Here is a 22518-nt window from a genome sequence, read left to right as displayed (position 1 = left end):
TATGACTCTGAGCCCTATTTATCCGCATTCTGATAACCCGGTAACTCCAGTGGTCACACGCGCCCCCAATGTCGGTGCGGCCGCGGAAGTGGCATCGGTTCTAAGAAAGAGAATCCATTCGGGTGAGTGGGAACCGGGCGAAGCGCTGGACTCTGAACCGGTGCTTGCAGCGGAACTTGGGGTATCTCGAAATACCTTGCGGTCGGCATTACAAGAGTTGGCCGCTCAGGGTTTAGTTATTCGTCGCCGGGGCTCAGGAACCTTTGTTACTGACGTGCAAGCGGTGATGGCTTCTAACCTCTCAGAGTTAACATCGATGACTCAGACAATTGCGTCAGCGGGGATGGATCCAACGATTCGATATACCGAAAAACGTCTCCGTGCGGCAACCGAAACAGAAATAAAGCTACTGCGTCTCGAGGATGATGAACCAGTTATCGAAACTCGTCGTGAAGTAGAAGCGAATAAAGCGATGGTTTCGGTATCGTTCGAAGTCATACGCGCCGGAATCTTCCCTCCTGGATTCGATGTGCAGTCGATACACGGCTCGATTTTTGCACTATGCGATCTTGTGGGGCACTCGATCAAATACGCCTCGACCGATCTACATGCGGTTGTAGGGAGCGATTTTGGGATGCAACACGAAGCTCGTGACGAGTCATTCTTAGGGTTGTACCAGTTGCATTTTGATAGAGATCATTTGCCGATTCTGTTCGCCAAGACGTATTTCCGCGAGGGACGTTTTCAGTTCTCGATGATGCGAGTAAGAAGTTGACAAACACATGGAGGAAAATTGTACAAGACGACAGAGGAGTTGGTGGATAGCCTGATTCGGCACGCACATACTGCAGTATCCTCGGGACTAGTCCTGGGATCTGGCGGTAATATTTCGGTGCGTATCCCTGACTCCGATGAGTATTTTATTACCAAGTCGGGTACCTGGCTTGATGAACTAACCCCGGCATCTTTCGCGAGAATGAAAATTGGGCAAACCGGTCCTTTCGATTCTCGGCCCTCAAGTGAGTGGAAACTCCATGACAGAATCTATCGGACCCGTTCGGATGTCAATTCGGTTTTCCATTTACATCCCCAAACGGCAGTGCTACTCAATGCTCTGGGTTACGAGATTCGGTTCTTTACGCTTGATGATGCTTTGTACGTGAAGTCTGTTGGTGTTGTTCCCTATTATCCCAATGGGTCGGACGAACTTGCCGATGAGACTGCGCGTGAGATGGAAAAACATAACTGTGCAATACTTGCGCACCACGGTTGCTGCACGGTTGGCGAAGACCCTGAGATGGCTTTCAGGCGTGCATCCCTATTAGAACAGGCTGCTCAGAACACGTACCGAGCAATGTTGCTCGGGGATAAAGAGACCGCATTCCCCGAAGGAGTGGAGCTGATTCACGCATGAGCGAACTAAAAGATAAAGTCGTTTTGATTACGGGAGCCGATGGGAATCTCGGTTCTGGAATTGCTCATGTCTTTGCGCAGGCGGGTGCTTCGGTCATCGTGCACTCTTTGCGTGAAAGCACCAGAGCAAATGAACTTGCAAAAGAACTGCGTGATATAGGCGTATCTGCATTCCAGGTGGTTGGAGATATTTGCTCCGAAGCCGACGTTGACGAAATGATCGAAGCAGCGTTCCAACAGTGTGGAAATGTTGATGTGCTCGTCAACAATGCTGGCGTTCAACCTGTGATCTCGCTCGAAGAGATGACGGTCGGGCAATGGAAGCAAGTAGTAAATGTCAATCTCAACGGGACGTTTATTGTCTCGAAAAAGATGGCATCTCGGATGGTGCACGCGAATGTAGCTGGCTCTATCATCAACATCGCCTCGGTCGAGGCATCGATTCCGGCAATGAATCACGCGCATTACGATGCCTCCAAAGCCGGGGTAAAAATGATGACGCGCAATTTTGCTTTGGAATTTGGAAAATACGGGATCCGAGTTAACTCGGTTTCACCTGGCCTCATCGATAGTGACGGTAGGTTGGCTGAAAGTTGGCCGGCAGGTTACCAAAGTTGGATGGCGGGGGTTCCGCTCCGAAGAACAGCAAATACACAAGACATTGGCCGTGCGTGCGTCTTCCTCGCATCGGAGTCGGCCAGCTTTATTAGTGGGCATGACCTTGTTGTCGACGGTGGCATGTCCGCAGTAGCAGGATGGTGATAGAAATGCCAAAGGTGGGAATCATTGGTGGGTCCGGACTATATGAACTTCTAGAGGACCCAGAACATGTTGTTGTAGATACTGAATATGGAAGGCCTTCGTCTGCAGTATCTATTGGAGAAATCGGAGGAAAAGAAGTCGCTTTCATGACACGGCACGGTAAGGATCATGGCGTTCCACCCCATATGATTAATTACCGGGCAAATATCAAAGCGCTTCATAATCTTGGTGTTTCTACGCTGGTTACCTCGTCTGTGGTGGGGTCTCTGCGTGCTGACTACGCACCGGGAGACTTCGTCATAACGGACCAGTATTTTGACCGCACCTGGGGCCGGGATCAAACCTTTTACGAAGGACCCAAGGTTATCCATGTGTCGGTAGCGGATCCATACTGTCCTCGTTTGCACGATGCTGCGGTAGCAGCGTTGGACAGCTTGCAAGAGAAATACCATGACGGTGGAACTGCAGTGGTTATCCAAGGGCCACGCTTTTCCACTCGTGCAGAGTCACAGGTGTTCCAAAAACTAGGGTTCTCCGTCATCTCAATGACACAACACCCGGAAACGACTTTGGCTCGTGAACTGGGGATGTGTGTCTGCAATCTCTCGTTTGTTTCAGATCTGGATGCGGGAGTTGAAGGCGTTCAGGATGATCCGGTTACCGCGGGCTTGGTGTGGCGAACCGTGGCCGATGGACAGCCTCGAATTAAAAAAGCACTTGCGGAAACTGTAGCTCGCTTGGAGGTGGACCCTTCTTGCCCATGCCACGATGCACTTTCAGATATTTAGAATTTCAAAGGAGAAATAGATGAGTAAGAATGAATATGTTCCGCTTCGGCAGGGGCAGGATGAAACGTTGGCTCTCACGAAAATCCCGGTAGCGGAACTTGCGGATCGAGTTTTGGTCGTTGGTGACCCAGATCGAGCGGCAAAAGCTGCTGGTCTTCTTACCAACGCAAAGCCCATTGCAAAAAATCGCGAATACCATTCCTACGTTGGGGAATATGGAGGAAAACTCATTACGGTTGCCTCGCATGGCGTCGGTGCTGCGGGGGCCGCGTGCTGCTTTGAAGAGCTGTGTCGAGGCGGCGCAAAATACATCATCCGTGCTGGTACAGCGGGTGGCGTACAGCGCGATGTGGTCGACGGAGATCTTCTTGTTGTCACTGGTGCTGTGCGCTGTGACGGCTACACAGAACTTGTCGTTCCTATGAATTATCCTGCGGTTCCTGATCTTCAGGTTACAAGTAGTCTTGTGCACACCGCGGAAGAATCCGACTTGAATACGCATTCGGGAGTAGTTATTACCAGCGCTAACTTCTATCCGAGTCCGATTCTTGGCAATGACCAACCAAAATGGCGCGATGCCGGGGCAATCGGAGTTGAGATGGAGGTAGCTGCGCTATTCATTACGGCTTCAATCCACCGAGTCAAATCGGGCGCGATCTTGGCCATCGACGGCAATCCCCTCAAGGATGAGGACGAGGACATGACCTCCTACGAACCTGATCGTGAAATTGTTACAAAAGCTATTGATGCCACATTGGAAACTTCGCTGAAGGTGTTAGCTTCATTGGAATAAGCACAATACATTGAGGCACTGAACGTGCCGTCTTACTAGAGAAGCACAATGAGTAGAGCAATACCCAGCGCTGCCGCGAGTCCTCCCAGCCCGAGGCTCAGGTAGCGCTGGGTTTGCGCTTGGGAGCGGGCCTCGCCTAGCTCCGTACGGGCTTCGGCCAGCTCATCTTCGCCGGTGTCCAGCTGGACGCGGGCGGCGGCCAGCTGCGCTTGAGCCTCGCGCAGCTGCACCTCAAGAGTGCGGATCTGGCTGGTGTAACGTTCCTCATGCGCGGCGGAGGTGCGCGCCGAATCCACGGTCAGGCGTGCTTCCCGAGCCCGACCCGCCGCCTCGAGGGCCGCGTAGCGCCGTCGTTCTTCTTCTAGCTGCTGCTCTAAACTACGCACGCGCGCAACCAGGCGGGCCGCGCGTCGCATCGCGTCCTCGCTGCGGGCCTGCGCAGTCACGGCACTTTGTTCCACGCCCGAGGCGTACACCACGCCCGCTTCCAACTCTTTTTCACGACGGCGCAAATCCGCCACCAGGCCCTCTAGCTCGGTCACGCGGGTCTGGAAAGTGGCGACCTCCGCCCGCGCACCCTCGCGCTCGCCGCGCAGCTGCGAATTTTCCGTGCGCAACAGTTCCGCTTCGTGGCGGAGCGCGGTGCCTTCATCGCGAAGCTTCTTGTGCTCTGCGCGCAACTTCTCGCACTCCGCGCGCAGCTGGTCACGCTCGTCCCGGAGCGAGGCTTTTTCCGTGGTGGAAGAAGGCGCGGGCTTGGAGGCGCGTTTGCCGCGCGTGGGGGTATCAAGTGCCCGCGAACCGCGCCGCCGCTCCGTAGCCATGCCCCTCCTTTGTCCGCGCCTGACTTTACCTAATAAACACGGCGCGCGCAGATGTTTATGACCGGCCCACGGCGGTCTTTCCTGGCTAAATACCGTGAGCGTGAGCGATGCCACTCTGGCTTCGCAAAGGCGACGGTCGGCACGGTGGTGACAACCCAGATGGCCTGGCCGTTCCCGCCCGGATAGGCGCTACCCTTGGAATCATGACGAAAGATCAGCTCACCGGCACGAATCGCCGCACTCGCGTGGATCAGCTCACGGGCGCGGATCAGCTCACCCGCACGGAAACGGATTCGATGGGCCCGGTTGCGGTGCCCGCCGCGCACTATTGGGGCGCGCAGACGGCTCGCTCGCTCCAGCATTTCCCCATCGGTGGGGAACGTTACATCTGGGGTGGTCCCCTGATCCACGCGTTCGGGTTGCTCAAAGGTGCGGCCGCCCGCGCCAACGGTGAGCTCGGGGTGCTGGACGAGCAGCTTGTTTCCCTTATCACAGCGGCCGCCAGCGAGGTTGCCGAGGGGGTTCTTGACGCGGAATTCCCCCTCAAGGTGTTCCAGACCGGTTCGGGCACCCAAACAAATATGAACGCCAATGAGGTGATTGCCGCCCGCGCGAATGAAATTGCCACCGGCCAGCGCGGCGGCAAAAGCCCGGTTCACCCCAATGACCACGTCAATAAGGGCCAGTCGTCCAACGATGTGTTCCCGACCGCGATGTACGTGGCGGTGGCTCGGGAGACGCACCGTCACCTCATCCCGGCGGTGGAGAGCCTGGCGGCTACACTACATGCCCGCGCTCGCCAGTTTTCTGATGTAGTGATGGTGGGGCGGACCCATCTTCAGGATGCCACCCCGATCCGCTGGGATCAGGTGGTGGGCAGCTGGGCGGCGCAGCTGGAGGGCGCGCTCGCGGGGGTGCGGGCCAGCGTTGCGGGTCTGTACCAGGTGGCGCTCGGCGGGACCGCGGTGGGCACCGGTCTGAATTCCCATCCGTGTTTCGCGGCGCGGGTGTGCGAGCTGTTCGAGGAAGCTACCGGTTTGCCTTTCCGCCCGGCGGAGAATCTTCCCGCGGCTCTGGCCGCGCACGATGACCTCGTGGCTTTTTCCGCGAGCCTGCGCACGTTGGCTGGGGCAGCCATGAAGATCGCGAACGATATCCGCTGGTATGCTTCTGGCCCGCGAACCGGTATCGGTGAGATCGCGATTCCGGATAACGAGCCGGGTTCTTCGATTATGCCGGGCAAGGTGAATCCGACGCAGGCGGAGGCCCTTACGCAGGTGTGCGTCGCGGTTTTTGGTTACGACGCCGCGGTGGCTTTCGCCGGCTCGCAAGGGAATTTCCAGCTCAATGTGTACAAGCCGGTCATGGTGTTTTCGGTGCTGGAGGCCGTGCGTTTGCTCGGTGACGCCCTGCGCACTTTCGAACGTTTCTGCGCGGCCGGCATCGCCCCGCGCACCGATGTCATCTCCGCGCACCTGGATCGCAACCTCATGCTGGTCACGGCACTCGCCCCTCATATCGGGTACGACGCCGCAGCCAAGCTGGCTCGCGCCGCCCAGGCCACCGGGAGTTCGCTGCGCGACGTCGCCTTAGCTTCGGGAGAGGTGAGTGCGGCGGATTTCGATGCCTGGGTGAATCCCGCAGCGATGACCAAGCCGGAAGCTCGCTAGGTGTCCGGCGCTAGGTGTACCTCTAGGGGAGCGGCGTACTTTCGGGGCTAGCGGGGCTAGCGGGGATGGCGAAGCCGGCACGGGCGAGGAGTTCGCGCAGGTAGGTAGCTTCGACGTGGTAGCCGTGCGCGGTGGGATGCATCCACGCTCGAACATCGGAGGATGAGAAGGGGGAGACCAGCCAGGCTTCTTCATTATCGTGGAAAGCTTGCGCACGCGGTTCGTGCCCGGCGAATAGCTCCTGGGTGGAGGCAAAGAGGAAACGCGCGGAGCTGGTTTCTTCCCGCAATTGGGCGGCCGCGCGTTCTTGCAGGGCATCCGCAGCATCCTGGAGCCGGGCGAGTGTAGCCCCCGCACCGTAACTTTCCGCCACCGGCGGGATGAGGTAGGAGTGTTCAGCGAAGAGCCGCGGGTAGCCGACCAGGATAGCGGTGGCCTGGCCCTGGGAGGCGGTATCGATGGCCCGCAGGATCTCTACGGTGGCTTCTTCGATAGCCGGAAGTGCCGCGGTGGCCTTGTTCATGGCATCTTCGCAGCTATTCGGGGTACGGAGCACGAAACATGAGCTGATAATCCGGGCGAAGTTGGCGTTGTTGCCGCCGGCGGTGAGGAAAACGACCGAGGTATCGGGAGTGACGGCGCTGACTTGTTCGGCAATATCGGATGTGCGCGCCCCGGAACACGAGGCGTTGGTGTAGCTGGCACCGAGTTCGCGGGCGAGCGGGGCCGAGTAGTTATCCGGGGAACGCCGGCAGGTATCTTCTTCGTAGTTGCCTGCCCCGTTACCGGAGGAAAAAGAATCACCTAGCTGCACGATGGCGGTGATGGGCCGCGGGGTGGGAGAGGGTGGGCCACCGGCATCGCTGGCGGGTGTGCACGCCACACAGCTGAGTGCCACGGCAGCACGCGCTGTACGTGCACTCTGCAGACCGCGGTAGAAGGCACCCGCGCGCGGCATTTAGGCCACCTGCCAGGCCGCATCCGGGGTAGCGGGAAGCAGATTCTGCGGGATAGCAACACCGGGGCGAGCCCAGGCTTCGTATCGATAGCGCAGCCCAGCGCGCGAGGTATGCCAATCGTTTCCGGGTGAGCGCAGCCGGAGTTCCCAGCCCGGGCCGATGGCGGGCGCGAAAATATCGGCATCCACATCGGCATCGATAACGGTACGGATGAGTATGTGCGAGCATTCCCGGGTTTCGGCATAGATCCCGGCGCCCCCGCATACCCAAGCCGCATCCGCTCCGGTAGCGCGGGCCAGCGCGAAAGCTTCATCGAGATGTGTGGCTAGTTGCGCACCGGGAACCTCGAAATCTTGCTGGGTGCTCACCACGATGGTGGGGGAGTGGGGCATGGGCCGCCGCCCCGCCGAGATCCAGGTTTTCCGCCCCATCATGACGGGCCGCCCGCGGACCGCTGCCCGGAAGAAGGCCGAATCTTCCGGAACATTCCAGGGCAGGCGCAAGCCCTTTGCGAGGGCGTGATCATGCGCTTCCGCCCAGATTTGTGCAATGAGCATTCTGCCTCCTAAACCGAGACTGCGCCGGTGAGTTTGGGGTGGTGCTGGTAGCCTTCCGCCGCGGAAATATCATCCATCTCATAAGAGAAGAGCGAATCCGCTTTGCGCAGTTCCAGGGTGGGGAAGGGATAAGGTTCGCGGCTGATCTGTTCACGCACCTGATCGAGGTGGTTGAGATAGATATGGCAATCCCCGCCCGTCCACACGAAATCACCAACATCCAGGCCAACCTGCTGGGCGATCATATGGGTGAGGAGAGAATAGGAGGCGATATTGAAAGGCACCCCGAGGAACATATCCGCACTGCGCTGGTAGAGCTGGCAGGAAAGCTTGCCATCTGCCACATAGAACTGGAAGAACGCATGGCAGGGCTGGAGAGCCATCTTATCCAGATCCGCCACATTCCAAGCGGAAACGATCATGCGCCGCGAATCCGGATTGGTTCGCAGGGTTTCCAAAAGCTGGGCGATCTGATCGATATGCCGGCCATCTGGTGCGGGCCAGCTACGCCACTGGTAGCCGTAAACCGGGCCGAGCTCACCATTTTCATCAGCCCATTCATCCCAGATGGTGATGCCATTGCGTTGCAACCAGTCAATATTGGTAGAGCCGCGTAAGAACCACAGCAGCTCCCCCTTGATGGGCTTCATCGCCACAAACTTCGTGGTGATACGCGGGAAACCATCCGCCAGGTGATAGCGCAGCTGGCGCCCGAAGACAGAGAGGGTACCCGTGCCGGTGCGGTCCCCCTTGCGAGTTCCGTTGGCGAGGATATCGGCAAGCAGATCTTCATATTGGCGATTAATCATGAACCCATCCTACGTGGTGACTCCGACAGAAAAATTGGCTGCGAAAAGTTACCCGGCAAGGCAGTTCCAGGAAAGGTGGTATGCCGGGCGAACTCCCTAGTTTTGCGCGATGATCTCGCGGATAAGCGCGGCGTCGCGCTCCACCACTTTCGCGGCGTACTGGGCCACCTTCTCTTCGATTTTCTTGCCGACGAAAGGAATGGAGACCTGCACGTCCCCGGTCACCGTGACCGTGGCAGGCCCCTCCCCGGCAACCTGGAAATCAGCGCTGGCGCGGACGGGAAGTTTGGCTTCCAGCTGCGCTGCGACGTCGTTCCCGGAACGGGTAAAGACGATGCTGGCAGCTAAACCGGAAGAAAGAAAACGCCGCGCCTGCGCGGGAAGCTGCTCAGCATCCACCTGCACCGTAAGGATCGCGCGTTCCGCGCCGGGCGTGAAAGAGGACGGTTTCGTGCGGAGCGCGGCGAGGCGACGGTCGGCGAGTTCTTCGGACATGAGGACAGCGGCGACGGCGCTCGCGGGGGCGTCGATCTCATAAGAATGTGAAAATTGCATGGCTATATTTTCCCGCATGAGTGTGACAGGAGGGAAGCACGGCCGCTTTTTTCAGCGCAGAACCGGAGCGATGCTTGGGCGTAGCACACGTGGAATTTTTGTGTAACCAAATAATCGGGGTATCTACATCGATAAAATACGCGAGGTGTAGGTAAGGCTCGTGGAATTTGGTAACCGGAGGGCAATCTTGCCTCTGCCTAGAATCTTGGACATGTACGGCTCAAAGATAGCCTCCTACTCTTCCGTTTCCTCGACCTGAACGTAACGATTTGCGATCGGAATCCACGTCAGCATGACGATGAAAAGAACGATTGCTATTCCGAACACTGTCACCACTGGACTCCGATCTGCGCCCCAGCCAATGATCGGGTTGATGAGGATTCCAATGAGACTTCCCAGTGTGCTTGCAACGTTTAAAACCGTCGCACGGCGCTCGCTCGGAATTTCCTTGTTGGCAACTGCCCGAGTGATGGGTCCACGCGCAAACATGCTGACAATCACCAATGTGAAACCGCTGATCACACATATGGTGTGGGGAATGGTCATCAAGATGAATCCGACGACGCCGTATCCGAAAGCCAGGAGAAGACCTGCTCGCCGACCGACTCGCTCAACGATCACCCCGGAGAAATGATCGTAAACTGCCGCAGCTAATTGTGCGCCACCAACAATTGGGCGCCAAGGAACGATTACGCCACACCAAGGTGAGTGGTCTGGTAGCTGTTATCGGATCACCCAATATCTACATCCTTATTCGTGTATCAGCGTCTATGCCGTTTTCGGCCCGTTCTCGCTCTCGCTCTCGCACCAGCAACCGGTAGGCAATTTCAACGCAGCCAATCACCGCCGGGCGCGCCGCCCGCGGTTTGCCCACCGCCCGCGCCTTTCCGCTCCCGTGCCGCTTCCTCCCCGGCCAGGTCTCGCGGGGCGGGCAGACCGCGCATCCGGTCCAGGAAAACGTAGATAAGAAGAAGGATACCCAGGTAGGGCAGCCCGGCATACCAGGCTACCGGCATGAGCCAGAACAGCGCCACGAAAATCGCCAGGCAACCGGCCATGACCGCCAGGTTCGTTACCGGGGCGCCCCAGAGGCGAGCCGGAGGGAGCTCGAGTCCCAGTTGCTGGCGGCGTCGTCGAAAAGCAATATGGGTGGCCATTACTAAAGCCCAGGTGAGCAGGGTCCCCACCGTGGCGCAGCCGTACAAATACGAGAAGCCGGCCTGCGGGGACGTGAGCGCCAAAATACAGGCGACCACCATCCCCACCATCGCGAGCATGACCGCGCCGCGCGGGGTGCCTTTCGGGGTGGTGCGCGCCGCGAAAGCGGGGGCCATGCGGTCGGTGGCCAGCGCGTGAATCATCCGCGAGGAGGTGTAGAGGCACCCGTTCGCCGCGCTCAGCGCCGCCACCAGCAGCACCGCGTTCATAATATGCCCGGCCGCCGGAATTGCCGCGGCGTCCAGCGCGTGCACGAAAGGCGATTGCGAAATATCGTGGAGCGGCTCGGCGGTCACCGTCCACGGCTGCATCGCCACTACCACCGCAATCGCGCCCACGTAGAAGAGCAGCAGGCGCCAAATCATGGTGTGGGCCGCGCGCGGAATATCGTAACGGGGATTCCCGGACTCCGCGGCCGTGACGGATACCGTTTCGATACCGCCGAAAGAAAAAACGGCCATGCACGCGGCGATAAAGACCGAGCCGGCACCCAGCGGCATAAACCCGCCGTGCTCGGTGAGATTGACCAGTCCCACCGGCTCGCTCGCCGGCAGCCCCACAAAAATAATAATGAGGCCAAGAAGAATAAAGACCGAAATAGCCGCCACTTTAATCATGGAGAACCAGTATTCGGCCGTGCCGTAGAGCCGCACGGTGGCCATATTCAGCCCCACAATAAAGAGGGAACAGGCCACCGTCCCCACCGCGCTATTAAGCTGGGGCAGCCAATGCTGCAAATATTTCGCCCCCGCGGTCACCTCCGCGCCCACCGCCACGATATAGGTGACCGCCAGATTCCAGCGCGTCACAAAGGCCCCCAGATTCCCCAGGTATGCCCCCGCAATGGTGCCGTGCCCGCCGGGAACGGGATGCGCGCTGACCATCTCCGCCAGCGCCCACACCACCGAGAGCGCCAGCAACCCGGCCAGCGCGTAGGAAATAATCGTGGCCGGCCCCGCCAGCGAAATCGTGGCGCCCGCGCCGAGGAACAGCCCGGTTCCCAGCGCCCCGGACAGGGCAATCATGGCGATTTGCGGGGAGGTGAGACTGCGCGCCAGCGCGGTGTGGTGATCGGTGGCGCGAGCGCGAGACGAAGCATGGTGGCGTGCGGCCATGCGGGCTTCCCTTCGTGGATAGAACGACGACGCAGCGCGGCACCGCCCCACCCGGCCTCCACCGCCGGCGCAGCCCGGCCCTCGCACTGCCGTGAATATAACTAACGCGGAACTACTAGTGTACTCGCGTGAGCGACTACTCTTAGGGGTATGCCATCTCTCGGTCATATCTTGGAACGGTCCCAAACGCTCTCCGCTTCGCAACGCGAATGGTTGCATCAGCTGGTGGGGGACTGGCAGTTAATCTCCGATTTCTCCTTCGCTGATCTCGTGCTCGTCACCCCGCTCCAGGATGAACGCTTTATTATCGCGGCGGCCTGCCGCCCGGCCACCAATGCCACCGCGCTGGATAACGACGTGGTCAATATGACGTTCGATCCGGCCGATTCGGAGAAATTCCGGGAGATTATTGCCACCGGGCAGCGCGGCACCGTCTATATTCACGGCCTGCGTTACGAAGGTTATCCGGTGCGCCGGGCGGGGGAGGATCCTTTCGCGGTCCTCGCCCTGGTGTATTCCCAGCGCTCGCGCAAAGAAACGGTGCTGCGCCATTCTTCCTATGAGGAAATTGAAGAGCAGCTTCTCGATATGGTCACCCAGGGTCTGTTCCCGATGGAGGGTACCCCGAGCGGTTTCCGCCACGGTGCTCCGCGCGTCACGGACGGTTTCACCCATATCGATGCTGATGGTGCGGTGATTTTCAATAGCCCGAATGCGGTATCTAATCTGCATCGGCTTGGGATCCGGTCCACGTTTGAAGGCCAGCTGCTGGCCGAGCAAATCACCTCAAGTATTGACGCGGAAACCCGCCTGGATGATGCGCTGCCGGTGGTGCTGCTCGGGCGCGCCCCGTGGATGACGGAACTGGAATTACGCGGGGCGGTGCTTTCCCTGCGGGCGGTGCCGTTGTGGAAGGACGGCAAGCACGTGGGCGCCGTCGTGCTGTCGCGCGATATTAGCGAGCTGCGCCGGCGCGAATTGGAACTGGTCAGCAAAGACACCACGATCCGCGAAATTAACCATCGCGTGAAAAACAATCTGCAGACAGTTTCCGCGCTGTTGCGGATGCAGGCGCGCCGCGCGGACGACAAAAAAGTCATCGAGGTGCTTTCCGAGGCGCAGCGCCGCGTGGAAACCATTGCTCTCGTCCACCAAATTCTTTCTCAAACCGTGGACGAGATCGTGGACTTTTCCGAGGTCCTCACCCCGCTTATCACCATGGCTACCGATATTGCCTCCACGGATGTGCGTGTTTCTTCCGAGGTGCGCGGCGAATTCGGGATGGTGGACGCGAATACCGCTACCCGCCTGGCAGTTGTTCTCAATGAACTGGTCTCCAATGCGGTGGAGCACGGTCTGCCGCACGGCGGGCATATTGTGGTGAGCGCGGACCGTGAGGGCGATGTCCTCACGGTGCAGGTGAGTGACGACGGCGTGGGCGTGCCCACCACCGGTGTCAAGCAAGGCTTGGGCACCCGGATTGTGCGCACCATGGTGGAAGGCGAATTGCACGGCACCATTAAATGGGAAGCGCGGGACGGCGGTGGCACCACCGTTACCCTCACGATTAATGTGACGGCCGGGCTGCCGCCCACGGATGAAAAATAGTTTCCGCTCCCGGCGCGCGTAAGAATTAAGTACGAGGACACAGAGCGCTAAGTACGACGACGCAGCCCACGCGCAAAGCGCGTGGGCTGGTAGGGTTTGGGCCGCTTCGCCTTAGGAGGCAAGTTCGCGTACTCGCCGCGCGCGGGCGGTGCGGCGGCGCAGCCGGCGGCGTTCATCTTCGGAGGTGCCACCCCATACGCCCGAATCCTGGTTGTGTTCGAGGGCGTAGTTCAAGCAGTCGTCACGGACGGTACATTCCTGGCATACCCGCTTGGCCCGATCCGTTTGGGCCAGGGCCGAGGCCGAACTACCAATCGGGAAGAAAAGCTCCGGGTCTTCCGTCAGGCACGCGGCACGCGAACGCCAATCCATGAATCCTCCTTTTCCCCGCCACTCGCGGGGTATTCCCGCTCCTGCGGGATAGCTGCATATGAGACCCATATATCTTGGCAAAGAGCAGCGCCGCGGTAAAGAGCCTGCCGGTGTGATATTTCAAGGCCCGGGCTTTTCGAGATCCTCTCTTGTTATTCCAGGCTTAAACAACTATGGGTGCGGCCCGCCGTACCTTGGGGGTTTGAGGTAACCGGGCGGTGAGGGACAATAGGAGCATGAGCATTGACGAGGCCCGCCACCGCTGGAATGAGATTGCCCCCACGCTGACCCGCGCGCAGATCGCCTACCATTCCTGGGCCGATCCGCTCATGACGGATGACCACTACGACCGCCTCATTCACGAGCTGCGCGATCTGGAAGCACGCTACCCGGAGCTCGCGGCACCGGATTCCCCCAGCCGCGCCGTCGGGGCACCTGTGAAGAACGACGACGCAGCCACGCTCGCAGCGGGTGCTCTGGCGGATGAAGGCGCGGAACCGGAGCAGGGTACCGGACCGGAGCTCGGCGCCGGATCTTCGCTCAGCGCCGTGCCCCTGCCCGGTGCCCAGCCCTTCGCGCCGGTGCTCCACCGCGAACGCCTCTACTCCCTCCAGGATGTCTTTTCCCTCGAGGATCTGCGTTCCTGGTACGCCGCGCTCCCGGGAGTATCCGGGGAATCCGGCGCCCCCGTCACCGCAGAAGCAAAAATCGACGGCCTCGCCATCAACCTGCGCTATAACAACGGCGCGCTCACGGTAGCCGCCACCCGCGGGGACGGCGTGACCGGAGAAGATGTCACCCGCAATATCGCCACCATCGCTACCATTCCACAGCACCTGCGCGGCAGCGATATTCCGGATGTCATGGAAGTGCGCGGGGAAGTTTTCTTCCCCCTCGCCGAGTTCGCCCAGTTTAACGCCGATCAGCGTGAGCGCCGCGAAGCAGCCGAACGCGAGCGGGCTGCCGCGGAACAAGCCGGGGATACCGCAGCGGTGCGCGAAGCTAATCGCATCATCCGCTCCTGCCGCGAATTCGCCAACCCGCGCAATGCCGCGGCCGGCTCCCTGCGCCAAAAAGACCCGGCCGTCACCGCCTCCCGCCCGCTCTCCTTCATTGCCCACGGCATCGGGGCGCTCGCGGGCGTGCCAGCCTCCCTGGCGGAAACGCTGTCCACCCAGGCCGGCGTATACGAAGCATTTGCGCGCTGGGGCCTGCCCATTTCTCCCTACACCAAACTGGTCTCAACCTGGGATGATATTGAGGCTTTCGTGGCGGACCTGGCCACCCACCGCTACGATCTCATCCACGGGATTGACGGTGCCGTCCTCAAAGTTAATGACCGGGCGAGCCAGGCCGGGCTCGGCTACACCTCCCGCGTCCCGCGCTGGGCCATCGCCTATAAATACCCGCCCGAAGAAGTGGAAACCACCCTCCTGGATATCCAGGTCAATGTGGGGCGCACCGGGCGCGCCACCCCCTACGCCATTATGGAACCCGTACTCGTGGACGGCTCGGTTGTTACCCAGGCAACCCTCCACAACCGCGAAGAAGTGGCTCGTAAAGGCGTGCGTATCGGCGACGTCGTGATCGTGCGCAAAGCCGGGGATGTCATCCCCGAAGTGGTCGGCCCGGTCCTCCTCGAGCGCGACGGCACCGAACGCGAATGGGTCATGCCCCGCGCCTGCCCCTCCTGCGGGGCTACCCTCGCCCCCGCCCAGGAGGGCGATGTCGATATGCGCTGCCCCAATGCGCAATCCTGCCCAGCACAACTGGCCGAACGCGTGGTTCATATCGGTTCGCGCGGAGCGCTGGACGTGGAGGCCCTCGGTGAAGAAACCGCACTCTGGCTCACCAACCCCGACGCCCGGCGCCGCGAAGCACTTATCGCGCTCGCCAGCGGCCACCGCCTCGAAATCGAAGGCCCGGACGGGCGCAAAAAAACCCTGCGCCTCGCGCGCGAAGCGGCACGCGAACTGGGAATTGTGGACGACGACGGCGCTATCCTCGACTCCGAGGTGATTATCCCGCCCGCCGTGGTCCGCAGCCTGGGTGTTCCCGAACCCCAAGAACCGGTGCTCCACAGCGAAGCCGGACTCTTCGCGGTGCAGGCCGCGGATGTGGCAGACACCTGGGTGTGGAAAGAAATCCGCAGCGCCGGCCAACCCACCGGTGACTACCGCTACGTGCGCGCCGCCTGGACCAAACCCACCTGGGGAAGCAGCGCCGGCCAGCGCGTCATCACCAAAGAAAGCGAACCGGGCAAAGCCCTCCTCACCATGCTCACCGAGCTCGAAAAAGCCCGCGGCAAAGAACTGTGGCGCAAACTTGTGGCCCTCTCCATCCGGCACGTCGGGCCCACCGCGGCCCGCGCGCTCGCGGCCTCTTTCCCGGATCTTTCGCAGCTGCGCGAGGCTTCCGTGGAGGAACTCTCCGCCGTGGACGGCGTGGGAGAGATTATCGCCCGCTCCTTTAAAGAATGGTTCGAGGTGCCCTGGCACCTGGAGATTATTGAGCAATGGGAAGCCGCCGGGGTAGTTTTCGCCGATGATACCGCGGTCGCGGAGCAGGTTCCCCAAACCCTCGCGGGGATGACGATTGTGGCCACCGGCTCCCTGGAAGGCTATACCCGCGATTCGGTCAAGGAAGCGATCCTCAAGCATGGCGGGAAGGCCGCCGGCTCGGTTTCCAAGAAAACCACCGCGGTGGTGGTGGGTGAGAATGCCGGGTCGAAAGCCGCTAAGGCTGAAGAACTGGGCATCCCGCGCCTGAGCGAAGCGGAATTCACCGCGCTGCTGCGCACCGGCCAGTTGCCCGCATAAAACTAAACAACGCAAAAACCGAGCGGCGTGCAGCGGCGGCGCGGCGGGACGGCGCTGCGGCGTCGTGCCCCTTGCGACCGGGCGCGGCTACAGCAGCACGGACCGCAACGCGGTTACAGCAGCGGCGCCAGCGGAGCCATGATTTTTTCTGTCACCCGTGCCAGCGCGCCGCGCTGACTCCATTCCTCCAGGGTTAGTTCGTGGGTATTACGCAGGTCAAATTCGAAAATCTTCTCCATGACAGCCGCGAAACCGGCATCGTGAATCGACATATTGATTTCGAAATTCCCCCGCAGGGACAGCCGGTCAATATTTGCGGTTCCCACGGTGGACCAGGTGGAATCCATCGTCATGGTTTTCGCGTGAATCATGGCGTCCTGGTAGAGGAAAATGCGCACCCCGGCGCGCAGCAGCCGCTCGTAATGCGGGCGCCCCACCCAGTCCGTGTAAATATGATTGGAGTACTGCGGGATGAGAATCCGCACGTCCACCCCGCGTTCGGCCGCATCGGTCAGCGCATCGAGCATGGGCGCATCCGGAATGAAATACCCCATGGTGATCCAAGCCCGCTGCGAGGAGCGTGCCAACGCATCCAAATACAGCGAAGAAATGGGATAAGTATTATGAGCGGGGGAATTCGTGACCGCCCGCATGCGTGAATCCCAATGGTGGGTGAGAGCACGGCGCAAGGTGGGATGATCGCGTTTGCGGTAAGCATTCCACATATCCACAAAAGCCACGTCCAGTTCCCATACCGAGGGGCCCTCCACGCGCAGGTGAGTATCGCGCCATTCCGTCACGTACAGGCCGCCGATATTGTAGCCACCCACGTAGCCAACGCGCCCGTCCACGGTTAGGATCTTGCGGTGATCGCGCCCCTTATCACGCGAACGCCCGGTAAGAATACCGGTGCGCACCAGCGGGAAATTCATCCAGTGCAGGTTCGCGATGCGCGGCGGGTGCCGGAAGGAAGGCGGCTGGTTGAGATTCCCCCAGGTGTCCAGCAGTACATGCACCTGCACCCCGCGGTGGGCCGCAGCGATAAGCGCATCGCGGAAACGGTGCCCCACATGATCCGCTTTGACAATAAACCACTCGAAATAAATATGATCCCGTGCGTTATTAATATCGGCGAGCATAGCGCGGTACACGTCCGCGGCGCCGGTATACAAGATTGCGTGGTCGCGCCCGACCTGCACCGCTTGCGGGGGTAGGTGCGGATATGAATTGACCGGTGGGGTGCGGCGTTTGCGCATTTCATCCACAACGACGACGGCGCCCGCGGCGGTCAGCGGCGCCGCGGCCGCGAGCATACCCGCCGTGCGCAGCACCCGGCGCGAAGTCCACTCAGTCATAGCGCCAATTGTAGACGGTGCGCCATCGCGCGGTGCAACCGCGTAGACTTGAGCCATGTCGTCATTTTCTAAGGAAGAGGTAGCGCGCCTAGCGGACCTGTCCCGCATCGCCCTGACGGATACCGAGGCCGAAAAAATGGCCGGTGAACTTTCCGTCATCGAGGATGCAGTAAAGGCGGTATCCGAAGTTGTTACGCCGGATATTCCCTTTACGTACAATCCGCTTCCGCTGGCCAATGTCAAACGCCCCGATATTCCGGGGGAAACCCTTGATCGTGAGGAAGTCCTCGCCGCGGCTCCTGCCGCCGAAGAAGGTAAGTTCCTCGTCCCGCGCATTATGGGGGAGGAATAAATGAATAGCTTGTTGCTCAAATCCGCCGCGGAGCTCTCCGCGCTGCTGCGCGCCGGGGAGATTACCTCCGTGGAGCTCACCACCGCCTGCCTGGATCGCATTGAGGCGCTCAATCCCAAGGTCAACGCTTTCCTGTACGTGGATCGGGAAGGCGCGCTGGAGGTGGCCCGCGGGGTGGATGCTGCCCGCGCGGAAGGCCAGGAACTCCACCCGCTGGCCGGTATTCCTATCGCGGTGAAAGACAATATTTGCACCCGCGGGATTCCCACCACCGCGGCGTCGAAAATCTTGGAGGGGTGGCGCCCGCCGTACGATGCGAGCGTCGTCGTAAAAATTAAAGAAGCCCGGCTCCCCATCGTGGGCAAAACCAATATGGACGAATTCGCGATGGGCTCCTCCACGGAGCATTCCGCTTTCGGGCCCTCGCGCAACCCCTGGGATCTGAACCGGATTCCGGGCGGTTCGGGTGGCGGTAGTGCCGCGGCCGTCGGTGCTTTTATGGTGCCGCTCGCCCTCGGTTCTGATACCGGCGGGTCGATTCGCCAGCCCGCCGCGGTCACCGGAACGGTAGGAACAAAACCCACCTACGGCGCGGTTTCTCGCTTCGGTTTGATCGCCATGGCATCCTCGCTGGACCAGATCGGGCCGGTGACCCGCACCGTGGAAGATGCCGCGCTGCTCCAGGAATTGCTCAGCGGGCACGATCCTCACGATTCCACCTCGCTTCCCGACACTCCTTCTGGGCTCGTGGCGGCCTGCCACGGCGAAGCCGGGAGCTGGGAAGGTGCCGGAAGCGATCCGGAGCGCCCGCTCGAGGGTCTCAAGGTGGGCCTTGTGGAAGAAATGCACGGAGAAGGCTACGCGCCCGGCGTGCTTGAGGCTTTCGAAAACGCGGTGGCGCGCATGCGCGAACTCGGCGCGGAAACGGTGGAGCTTTCCTGCCCCAGTTTCCACTATTCGCTGGCCGCCTACTACCTCATTATGCCCGCCGAAGTTTCCTCCAACCTGGCCCGTTTTGACGGGATGCGTTACGGCCTGCGGGTGGAACCCGAAGAAGGGCCGGTCACCGCGGAAACCGTGATGCGGGCTACCCGCGCAGCCGGTTTCGGTGAGGAAGTCAAGCGGCGCATTATTTTGGGAACCCACGTGCTCTCCGCCGGAAACTTCGATGCTTTCTACGGTGCGGCGCTGCGGGTCCGCACTCTGGTCCAGCGTGATCTGGAGCAGGCCTTCTCCCGGTGCCACGTGATCGTTTCGCCCACCTCGCCCACGGTGGCCTTCCCCTTCGGCTCAAAAACAAACGACCCGCTGGCTATGTACCTCAACGACATCGCCACCATTCCTGCCAACCTGGCTGGAATCCCGGGTATTTCGCTGCCGGCCGGACTTTCGGAAGGGCTACCGGTGGGCTTGCAGATTCTCAGCCCGGCCCGGGCCGATGCCCTCATGTACCGGGTGGCCGCGGCCATCGATGCCGCGCTTGGACACAACGTCCCCGCTGCCTGCCCCGCGCGGGATTGGGAGGAATAAAGCATGGATGAACTCATGAATTACGAGGACGCCGTCGCGCGTTTCGATCCGGTGATCGGGTTGGAAGTGCACGTCGAACTGTCCACAAAGACCAAGATTTTCGACGCCGCACCGGTGGCTTTCGGTGCCGAACCCAATACCGATGTGCAGCCGGTTTCCCTCGGGCTTCCCGGTTCTCTCCCGGTGGTTAATGAGGCAGCGGTGGAATACGCGGTGAGGCTGGGCCTGGCCCTCAACTCCCGCATTAACGAGCTCTCGCGTTTCGAACGCAAGAACTATTTCTACCCGGATCTGCCCAAGGCCTACCAGATCACCCAGAACGCCCAGCCGATTATTCTGGGCGGCTACCTGGATATCGAACTGGCCGACGGCACGCCCTACCGTTTCCCCATTGAACACGCGCATCTGGAAGAAGACGCCGGGAAGAATACCCACGTGGGTGGGGCGGATGGGCGCCTCCAGGGGGCGCGCTACTCCCTGGTGGATTACAACCGTTCCGGGGTGCCGCTTATTGAGATCGTTTCCGATCCGGCTACCGGGGTGGGAAAGAACGCCCCGGAGATCGCCGGTGCCTACGTGCGCGGGATCCGCGAACTGGTGCGGGCGCTCGGAATTTCCGAGGGTCGGATGGAGCGCGGAAATATCCGCGCGGACGTCAACGTGTCCCTGCGGGAAAGCCCGGATGCTCCTTTCGGTACCCGAACCGAAACGAAGAATGTCAACTCTTTCCGCGGCATCGAAAACACCATTCGCTACGAGATTTCCCGCCAGGCGGCGATTTTGGCCGCCGGTGGCACGATTCTTCAGGAAACACGCCATTACAAGGAAGAAATTCAGGGAACTATCGCCGGGCGCGTGAAGTCCGACGCGGATGACTACCGTTACTTCCCCGAACCGGATCTTGTCCCGGTGATGTGCACTCCCGCGTATGTGGAGGAGGTGCGTGCGGGGCTGCCCGAACTACCGGCCGCGAAGCGCGCCCGTATCACCGAGGAATGGGAGCTTTCCCCGGAGGAATTGCGCGATCTCATCAACGCCGGCGCGGTGGATCTGGTAGATGCCACCGTTCGGGCCGGGGCAACGCCCGCCGGAGCCCGCAAGTGGTGGATGGGTGATATCGCCCGCTACGCCAAGGATAACGACGTCGAACTCGAGGATGCCCCGATTACTCCGGAGGCGGTTGCCGAGCTGGACGGCCTCATCCAGAGCGGACGCCTCAATGACAAACTGGGGCGCCAAGCGCTCGCGGGAGTCCTCGCCGGGGAAGGTAGTCCGGAGGAGGTTGTTGCCGCGCGCAATCTGGAGATTGTGTCCGATAGTGGAGCCCTGGAGAAGGCCGTGGATGAGGCCCTGGCTGCCAATCCCGACGTCGTCGAAAAAATCCGCGGTGGAAAAGTGCAGGCCGCCGGTGCAATTATCGGTGCTGTCATGAAGGCGACCCACGGTAAGGCCGATGCCGGTGCCGTGCGCGCCCTCATTATGGAGCGCGCCGCGGCTGAATAAAACCGCGGTAGTCAACCGGACGAAACCGGGCATATTTCGTGAAGGAGGCGCAGGTGGCGCGAACACAAGCAGGTACAGAGCGACAATCTGACGTGGCATCACCTTTGGGTGAGGCCCAGCAGTTCGCGCCACCGCCCTCCCAACGCGAGATTTTTGCGGCCCACGAAGGCGGCAAATTAGAAACTCAGGCGACCGCTGCTATCGAGAACCGTGAGGATCTGGCCCGGGTGTATACGCCCGGGGTGGCGCGAGTTTGCGAAGCGATTCACGCCGAGCCGGAACTGGCCCGCCGTTATACGGTGAAATCCAATACCGTGGCGGTGGTGACAGATGGAACCGCGGTGCTCGGCCTGGGGGATATCGGGCCGCTCGCGTCTCTTCCCGTGATGGAAGGCAAGGCTGCGCTTTTCAAGCGTTTCGCCGGGGTGGACGCCTGGCCGGTGCCTCTGGCCACCACCGATACCGAGGAAATCATCGCCGCGGTGCGAGCCATCGCCCCCGCGTATGCCGGTATCAATCTGGAAGACATCTCCGCCCCGCGTTGCTTCGACATCGAAAAACGCCTGCGTGCGGAACTTGATATCCCGGTCTTCCACGACGATCAGCACGGCACCGCCGTTGTGGTGCTGGCCGCCCTCATGACAGCGCTGCGCGTGGTCGGGAAGAAACCGGCCGACGCACGTGTGGTGGTATGTGGAATCGGTGCCGCCGGCACCGCGATTATCCGTTTACTGTTGGAATACGGGATACGAGATATCGTTGCCGTGGACCGCGCTGGCACGCTCGGTCCCTTCCGCAGCGAGAACAACCCGGGGCACGCCTGGGTTGCAGCCCGCACCAATCCTCGACAGATCGACGGCGATGTGCGTGCGGCCCTGCGCGGTGCGGATGTTTTTATTGGCGTTTCCGGCCCGAATATTCTCGACGGCGCAGCTCTGGACACCATGGCTGATAACGCCATCGTTTTCGCCCTGGCCAATCCCACCCCTGAAATTGCCCCCGAAATTGCGCGGGAGCACGCTGCGGTGGTGGCAACTGGCCGTTCGGACTACCCCAACCAGATCAATAATGTGCTGGCTTTCCCGGGGATCTTCCGCGGTTTACTCGACGCTCATGCCACAGAGGTTAATGACGCGATGCTGCTGGCCGCAGCGCAGGCCCTCGCCGATCTCGTGGGGGATGAGGCTTGTCCTGATTACATCATTGCTTCCGCCTTCGATGAGCGCGCGGCAGCGGCCGTGGCGCAGGCGGTTCGCGAGAGTGTGGCGGTGGCCTAGCGGCGGCCTTGAGGTGAACGGGATGCGATCAAGGAGCCTCTGCTTGGGTCTATTCGTCGACTTCGTTTAGAGATTTCGAGTGCTTTTGGGTCTGTTTGGCCGGGTTTTTGGGTGTTTTCCAAGTGTTTTCCGCTTATTTAGCCAGGTGTGGTGGGTGTCTCGTTGGTTTGGTTTGCGTTCGTGGGGTTGGGCTTGTAAGCTTGTTATCCGTCGCCGAGAGCCGGAAACGCCTCGAGGTG

Annotated in this window: 21 protein-coding genes; 12 read left to right on the top strand and 9 right to left on the bottom strand. The window is 60.6% G+C overall.

The genetic code is table 11. From position 1 onward, the window contains the following. Position 1: 1 nt before the first annotated feature. From HMPREF9237_RS09100 to HMPREF9237_RS00085, 5 genes are read left to right on the top strand one after another with little or no spacing between them, the layout of a single operon-like run. Positions 2 to 775: a GntR family transcriptional regulator gene (locus tag HMPREF9237_RS09100; protein ID WP_016441670.1), complete on the top strand. Its 774-nt coding sequence runs from the start codon at positions 2 to 4 to the stop codon at positions 773 to 775. An 18-nt stretch (positions 776 to 793) separates the two neighbouring features. Next, positions 794 to 1414 carry a class II aldolase/adducin family protein gene (locus HMPREF9237_RS00095; protein ID WP_016441669.1) on the top strand — a complete coding sequence of 207 codons (621 nt, stop codon included), beginning with the start codon at positions 794 to 796 and terminating at the stop codon, positions 1412 to 1414. After that, the gene (locus HMPREF9237_RS00090) at positions 1411 to 2175 is read left to right on the top strand and encodes an SDR family NAD(P)-dependent oxidoreductase (RefSeq protein WP_016441668.1); all 765 of its coding nucleotides are present in this window, start codon (positions 1411 to 1413) and stop codon (positions 2173 to 2175) included. The genes HMPREF9237_RS00095 and HMPREF9237_RS00090 overlap by 4 nt, the downstream gene beginning before the upstream one ends. A gap of 5 nt (positions 2176 to 2180) precedes the next feature. Beyond that, positions 2181 to 2963: an MTAP family purine nucleoside phosphorylase gene (locus HMPREF9237_RS09095; RefSeq protein WP_016441667.1), complete on the top strand. Its 783-nt coding sequence runs from the start codon at positions 2181 to 2183 to the stop codon at positions 2961 to 2963. Between the two features lie 19 nt (positions 2964 to 2982). Further along, positions 2983 to 3756: a nucleoside phosphorylase gene (locus HMPREF9237_RS00085; RefSeq protein ID WP_016441666.1), complete on the top strand. Its 774-nt coding sequence runs from the start codon at positions 2983 to 2985 to the stop codon at positions 3754 to 3756. Positions 3757 to 3791: 35 nt separating this feature from the next. On the opposite strand, the gene HMPREF9237_RS00080 is transcribed toward HMPREF9237_RS00085, so the two are convergent. After that, a complete protein-coding gene (locus tag HMPREF9237_RS00080; protein WP_016441665.1) occupies positions 3792 to 4580 on the bottom strand; it encodes a hypothetical protein in 789 nt (262 codons plus the stop codon). 296 nt (positions 4581 to 4876) lie between these two features. Between HMPREF9237_RS00080 and HMPREF9237_RS00075 the strand changes: the two genes are divergently transcribed. Beyond that, positions 4877 to 6250 (top strand): class II fumarate hydratase, encoded by a 1374-nt coding sequence (locus HMPREF9237_RS00075; RefSeq protein WP_039898362.1) that lies wholly within the window; start codon positions 4877 to 4879, stop codon positions 6248 to 6250. Between the two features lie 22 nt (positions 6251 to 6272). Here the strand turns inward: HMPREF9237_RS00075 and HMPREF9237_RS08695 are convergent, their stop codons facing one another. From HMPREF9237_RS08695 to HMPREF9237_RS00045, 6 genes are all read right to left on the bottom strand, one after another. Beyond that, on the bottom strand, positions 6273 to 7133 hold the full coding sequence (locus HMPREF9237_RS08695) for an SGNH/GDSL hydrolase family protein (protein WP_196800210.1): 861 nt from the start codon (positions 7131 to 7133) through the stop codon (positions 6273 to 6275). Between the two features lie 75 nt (positions 7134 to 7208). Further along, positions 7209 to 7766, bottom strand: coding sequence for a dihydrofolate reductase (locus HMPREF9237_RS00065; protein WP_016441662.1), 558 nt, complete (start codon positions 7764 to 7766; stop codon positions 7209 to 7211). 8 nt (positions 7767 to 7774) lie between these two features. Further along, entirely contained in the window at positions 7775 to 8575 is an 801-nt protein-coding gene (locus HMPREF9237_RS00060) for a thymidylate synthase (RefSeq protein ID WP_016441661.1), read from the bottom strand. 96 nt (positions 8576 to 8671) lie between these two features. Next, positions 8672 to 9130 carry a DUF2505 domain-containing protein gene (locus HMPREF9237_RS00055; RefSeq protein WP_016441660.1) on the bottom strand — a complete coding sequence of 153 codons (459 nt, stop codon included), beginning with the start codon at positions 9128 to 9130 and terminating at the stop codon, positions 8672 to 8674. Between the two features lie 234 nt (positions 9131 to 9364). Then, positions 9365 to 9751: a hypothetical protein gene (locus tag HMPREF9237_RS00050; RefSeq protein ID WP_155875742.1), complete on the bottom strand. Its 387-nt coding sequence runs from the start codon at positions 9749 to 9751 to the stop codon at positions 9365 to 9367. 206 nt (positions 9752 to 9957) lie between these two features. Beyond that, positions 9958 to 11463 (bottom strand): amino acid permease, encoded by a 1506-nt coding sequence (locus HMPREF9237_RS00045; protein WP_016441658.1) that lies wholly within the window; start codon positions 11461 to 11463, stop codon positions 9958 to 9960. A 150-nt stretch (positions 11464 to 11613) separates the two neighbouring features. On the opposite strand from HMPREF9237_RS00045, the gene HMPREF9237_RS00040 reads away from it, so the two are divergent. Continuing rightward, entirely contained in the window at positions 11614 to 13071 is a 1458-nt protein-coding gene (locus HMPREF9237_RS00040; RefSeq protein WP_016441657.1) for a sensor histidine kinase, read from the top strand. Between the two features lie 111 nt (positions 13072 to 13182). On the opposite strand, the gene HMPREF9237_RS00035 is transcribed toward HMPREF9237_RS00040, so the two are convergent. Beyond that, on the bottom strand, positions 13183 to 13443 hold the full coding sequence (locus tag HMPREF9237_RS00035; RefSeq protein ID WP_016441656.1) for a WhiB family transcriptional regulator: 261 nt from the start codon (positions 13441 to 13443) through the stop codon (positions 13183 to 13185). Between the two features lie 236 nt (positions 13444 to 13679). Here HMPREF9237_RS00035 and ligA point away from each other — a divergent pair, with 236 nt between their 5' ends. Next, positions 13680 to 16262, top strand: a complete 2583-nt coding sequence (gene ligA, locus HMPREF9237_RS00030) for an NAD-dependent DNA ligase LigA (RefSeq protein ID WP_016441655.1) — start codon at positions 13680 to 13682, stop codon at positions 16260 to 16262. 113 nt (positions 16263 to 16375) lie between these two features. Here ligA and HMPREF9237_RS00025 read toward each other — a convergent pair whose 3' ends face one another. Continuing rightward, a complete protein-coding gene (locus tag HMPREF9237_RS00025) occupies positions 16376 to 17617 on the bottom strand; it encodes a phospholipase D-like domain-containing protein (protein WP_016441654.1) in 1242 nt (413 codons plus the stop codon). A gap of 55 nt (positions 17618 to 17672) precedes the next feature. Here HMPREF9237_RS00025 and gatC point away from each other — a divergent pair, with 55 nt between their 5' ends. The 4 genes from gatC (at position 17673) to HMPREF9237_RS00005 (ending at position 22279) form a co-directional block, all read left to right on the top strand. Beyond that, positions 17673 to 17969: an Asp-tRNA(Asn)/Glu-tRNA(Gln) amidotransferase subunit GatC gene (gene gatC, locus HMPREF9237_RS00020; RefSeq protein WP_016441653.1), complete on the top strand. Its 297-nt coding sequence runs from the start codon at positions 17673 to 17675 to the stop codon at positions 17967 to 17969. Then, on the top strand, positions 17970 to 19499 hold the full coding sequence (gene gatA / locus HMPREF9237_RS00015; protein WP_016441652.1) for an Asp-tRNA(Asn)/Glu-tRNA(Gln) amidotransferase subunit GatA: 1530 nt from the start codon (positions 17970 to 17972) through the stop codon (positions 19497 to 19499). It abuts the gene before it with no gap. A gap of 3 nt (positions 19500 to 19502) precedes the next feature. Continuing rightward, positions 19503 to 21002, top strand: a complete 1500-nt coding sequence (gene gatB, locus HMPREF9237_RS00010; protein WP_016441651.1) for an Asp-tRNA(Asn)/Glu-tRNA(Gln) amidotransferase subunit GatB — start codon at positions 19503 to 19505, stop codon at positions 21000 to 21002. Between the two features lie 104 nt (positions 21003 to 21106). Continuing rightward, on the top strand, positions 21107 to 22279 hold the full coding sequence (locus HMPREF9237_RS00005; RefSeq protein ID WP_419456735.1) for an NAD(P)-dependent malic enzyme: 1173 nt from the start codon (positions 21107 to 21109) through the stop codon (positions 22277 to 22279). Positions 22280 to 22518 lie beyond the last annotated feature (239 nt).

Origin of the sequence: Actinotignum schaalii FB123-CNA-2, assembly GCF_000411135.1 — a bacterium.
Taxonomy (GTDB): domain Bacteria; phylum Actinomycetota; class Actinomycetes; order Actinomycetales; family Actinomycetaceae; genus Actinotignum; species Actinotignum schaalii_A.
Note: the sequence above shows the minus strand (reverse complement) of the source record. Positions and strands in the feature narration are given on the sequence as shown.

Coding starts and splice junctions, on each gene's coding strand:
- HMPREF9237_RS09100 (WP_016441670.1), top strand. CDS start 2: ATGACTCTGAGCCCTATTTATCCGCATTCTGATAACCCGGTAACTCCA.
- HMPREF9237_RS00090 (WP_016441668.1), top strand. CDS start 1,411: ATGAGCGAACTAAAAGATAAAGTCGTTTTGATTACGGGAGCCGATGGG.
- HMPREF9237_RS09095 (WP_016441667.1), top strand. CDS start 2,181: ATGCCAAAGGTGGGAATCATTGGTGGGTCCGGACTATATGAACTTCTA.
- HMPREF9237_RS00085 (WP_016441666.1), top strand. CDS start 2,983: ATGAGTAAGAATGAATATGTTCCGCTTCGGCAGGGGCAGGATGAAACG.
- HMPREF9237_RS00080 (WP_016441665.1), bottom strand. CDS start 4,580: ATGGCTACGGAGCGGCGGCGCGGTTCGCGGGCACTTGATACCCCCACG.
- HMPREF9237_RS00075 (WP_039898362.1), top strand. CDS start 4,877: ATGGGCCCGGTTGCGGTGCCCGCCGCGCACTATTGGGGCGCGCAGACG.
- HMPREF9237_RS00065 (WP_016441662.1), bottom strand. CDS start 7,766: ATGCTCATTGCACAAATCTGGGCGGAAGCGCATGATCACGCCCTCGCA.
- HMPREF9237_RS00060 (WP_016441661.1), bottom strand. CDS start 8,575: ATGATTAATCGCCAATATGAAGATCTGCTTGCCGATATCCTCGCCAAC.
- HMPREF9237_RS00055 (WP_016441660.1), bottom strand. CDS start 9,130: ATGCAATTTTCACATTCTTATGAGATCGACGCCCCCGCGAGCGCCGTC.
- HMPREF9237_RS00045 (WP_016441658.1), bottom strand. CDS start 11,463: ATGGCCGCACGCCACCATGCTTCGTCTCGCGCTCGCGCCACCGATCAC.
- HMPREF9237_RS00040 (WP_016441657.1), top strand. CDS start 11,614: ATGCCATCTCTCGGTCATATCTTGGAACGGTCCCAAACGCTCTCCGCT.
- HMPREF9237_RS00035 (WP_016441656.1), bottom strand. CDS start 13,443: ATGGATTGGCGTTCGCGTGCCGCGTGCCTGACGGAAGACCCGGAGCTT.
- ligA (WP_016441655.1), top strand. CDS start 13,680: ATGAGCATTGACGAGGCCCGCCACCGCTGGAATGAGATTGCCCCCACG.
- HMPREF9237_RS00025 (WP_016441654.1), bottom strand. CDS start 17,617: ATGACTGAGTGGACTTCGCGCCGGGTGCTGCGCACGGCGGGTATGCTC.
- gatC (WP_016441653.1), top strand. CDS start 17,673: ATGTCGTCATTTTCTAAGGAAGAGGTAGCGCGCCTAGCGGACCTGTCC.
- gatA (WP_016441652.1), top strand. CDS start 17,970: ATGAATAGCTTGTTGCTCAAATCCGCCGCGGAGCTCTCCGCGCTGCTG.
- gatB (WP_016441651.1), top strand. CDS start 19,503: ATGGATGAACTCATGAATTACGAGGACGCCGTCGCGCGTTTCGATCCG.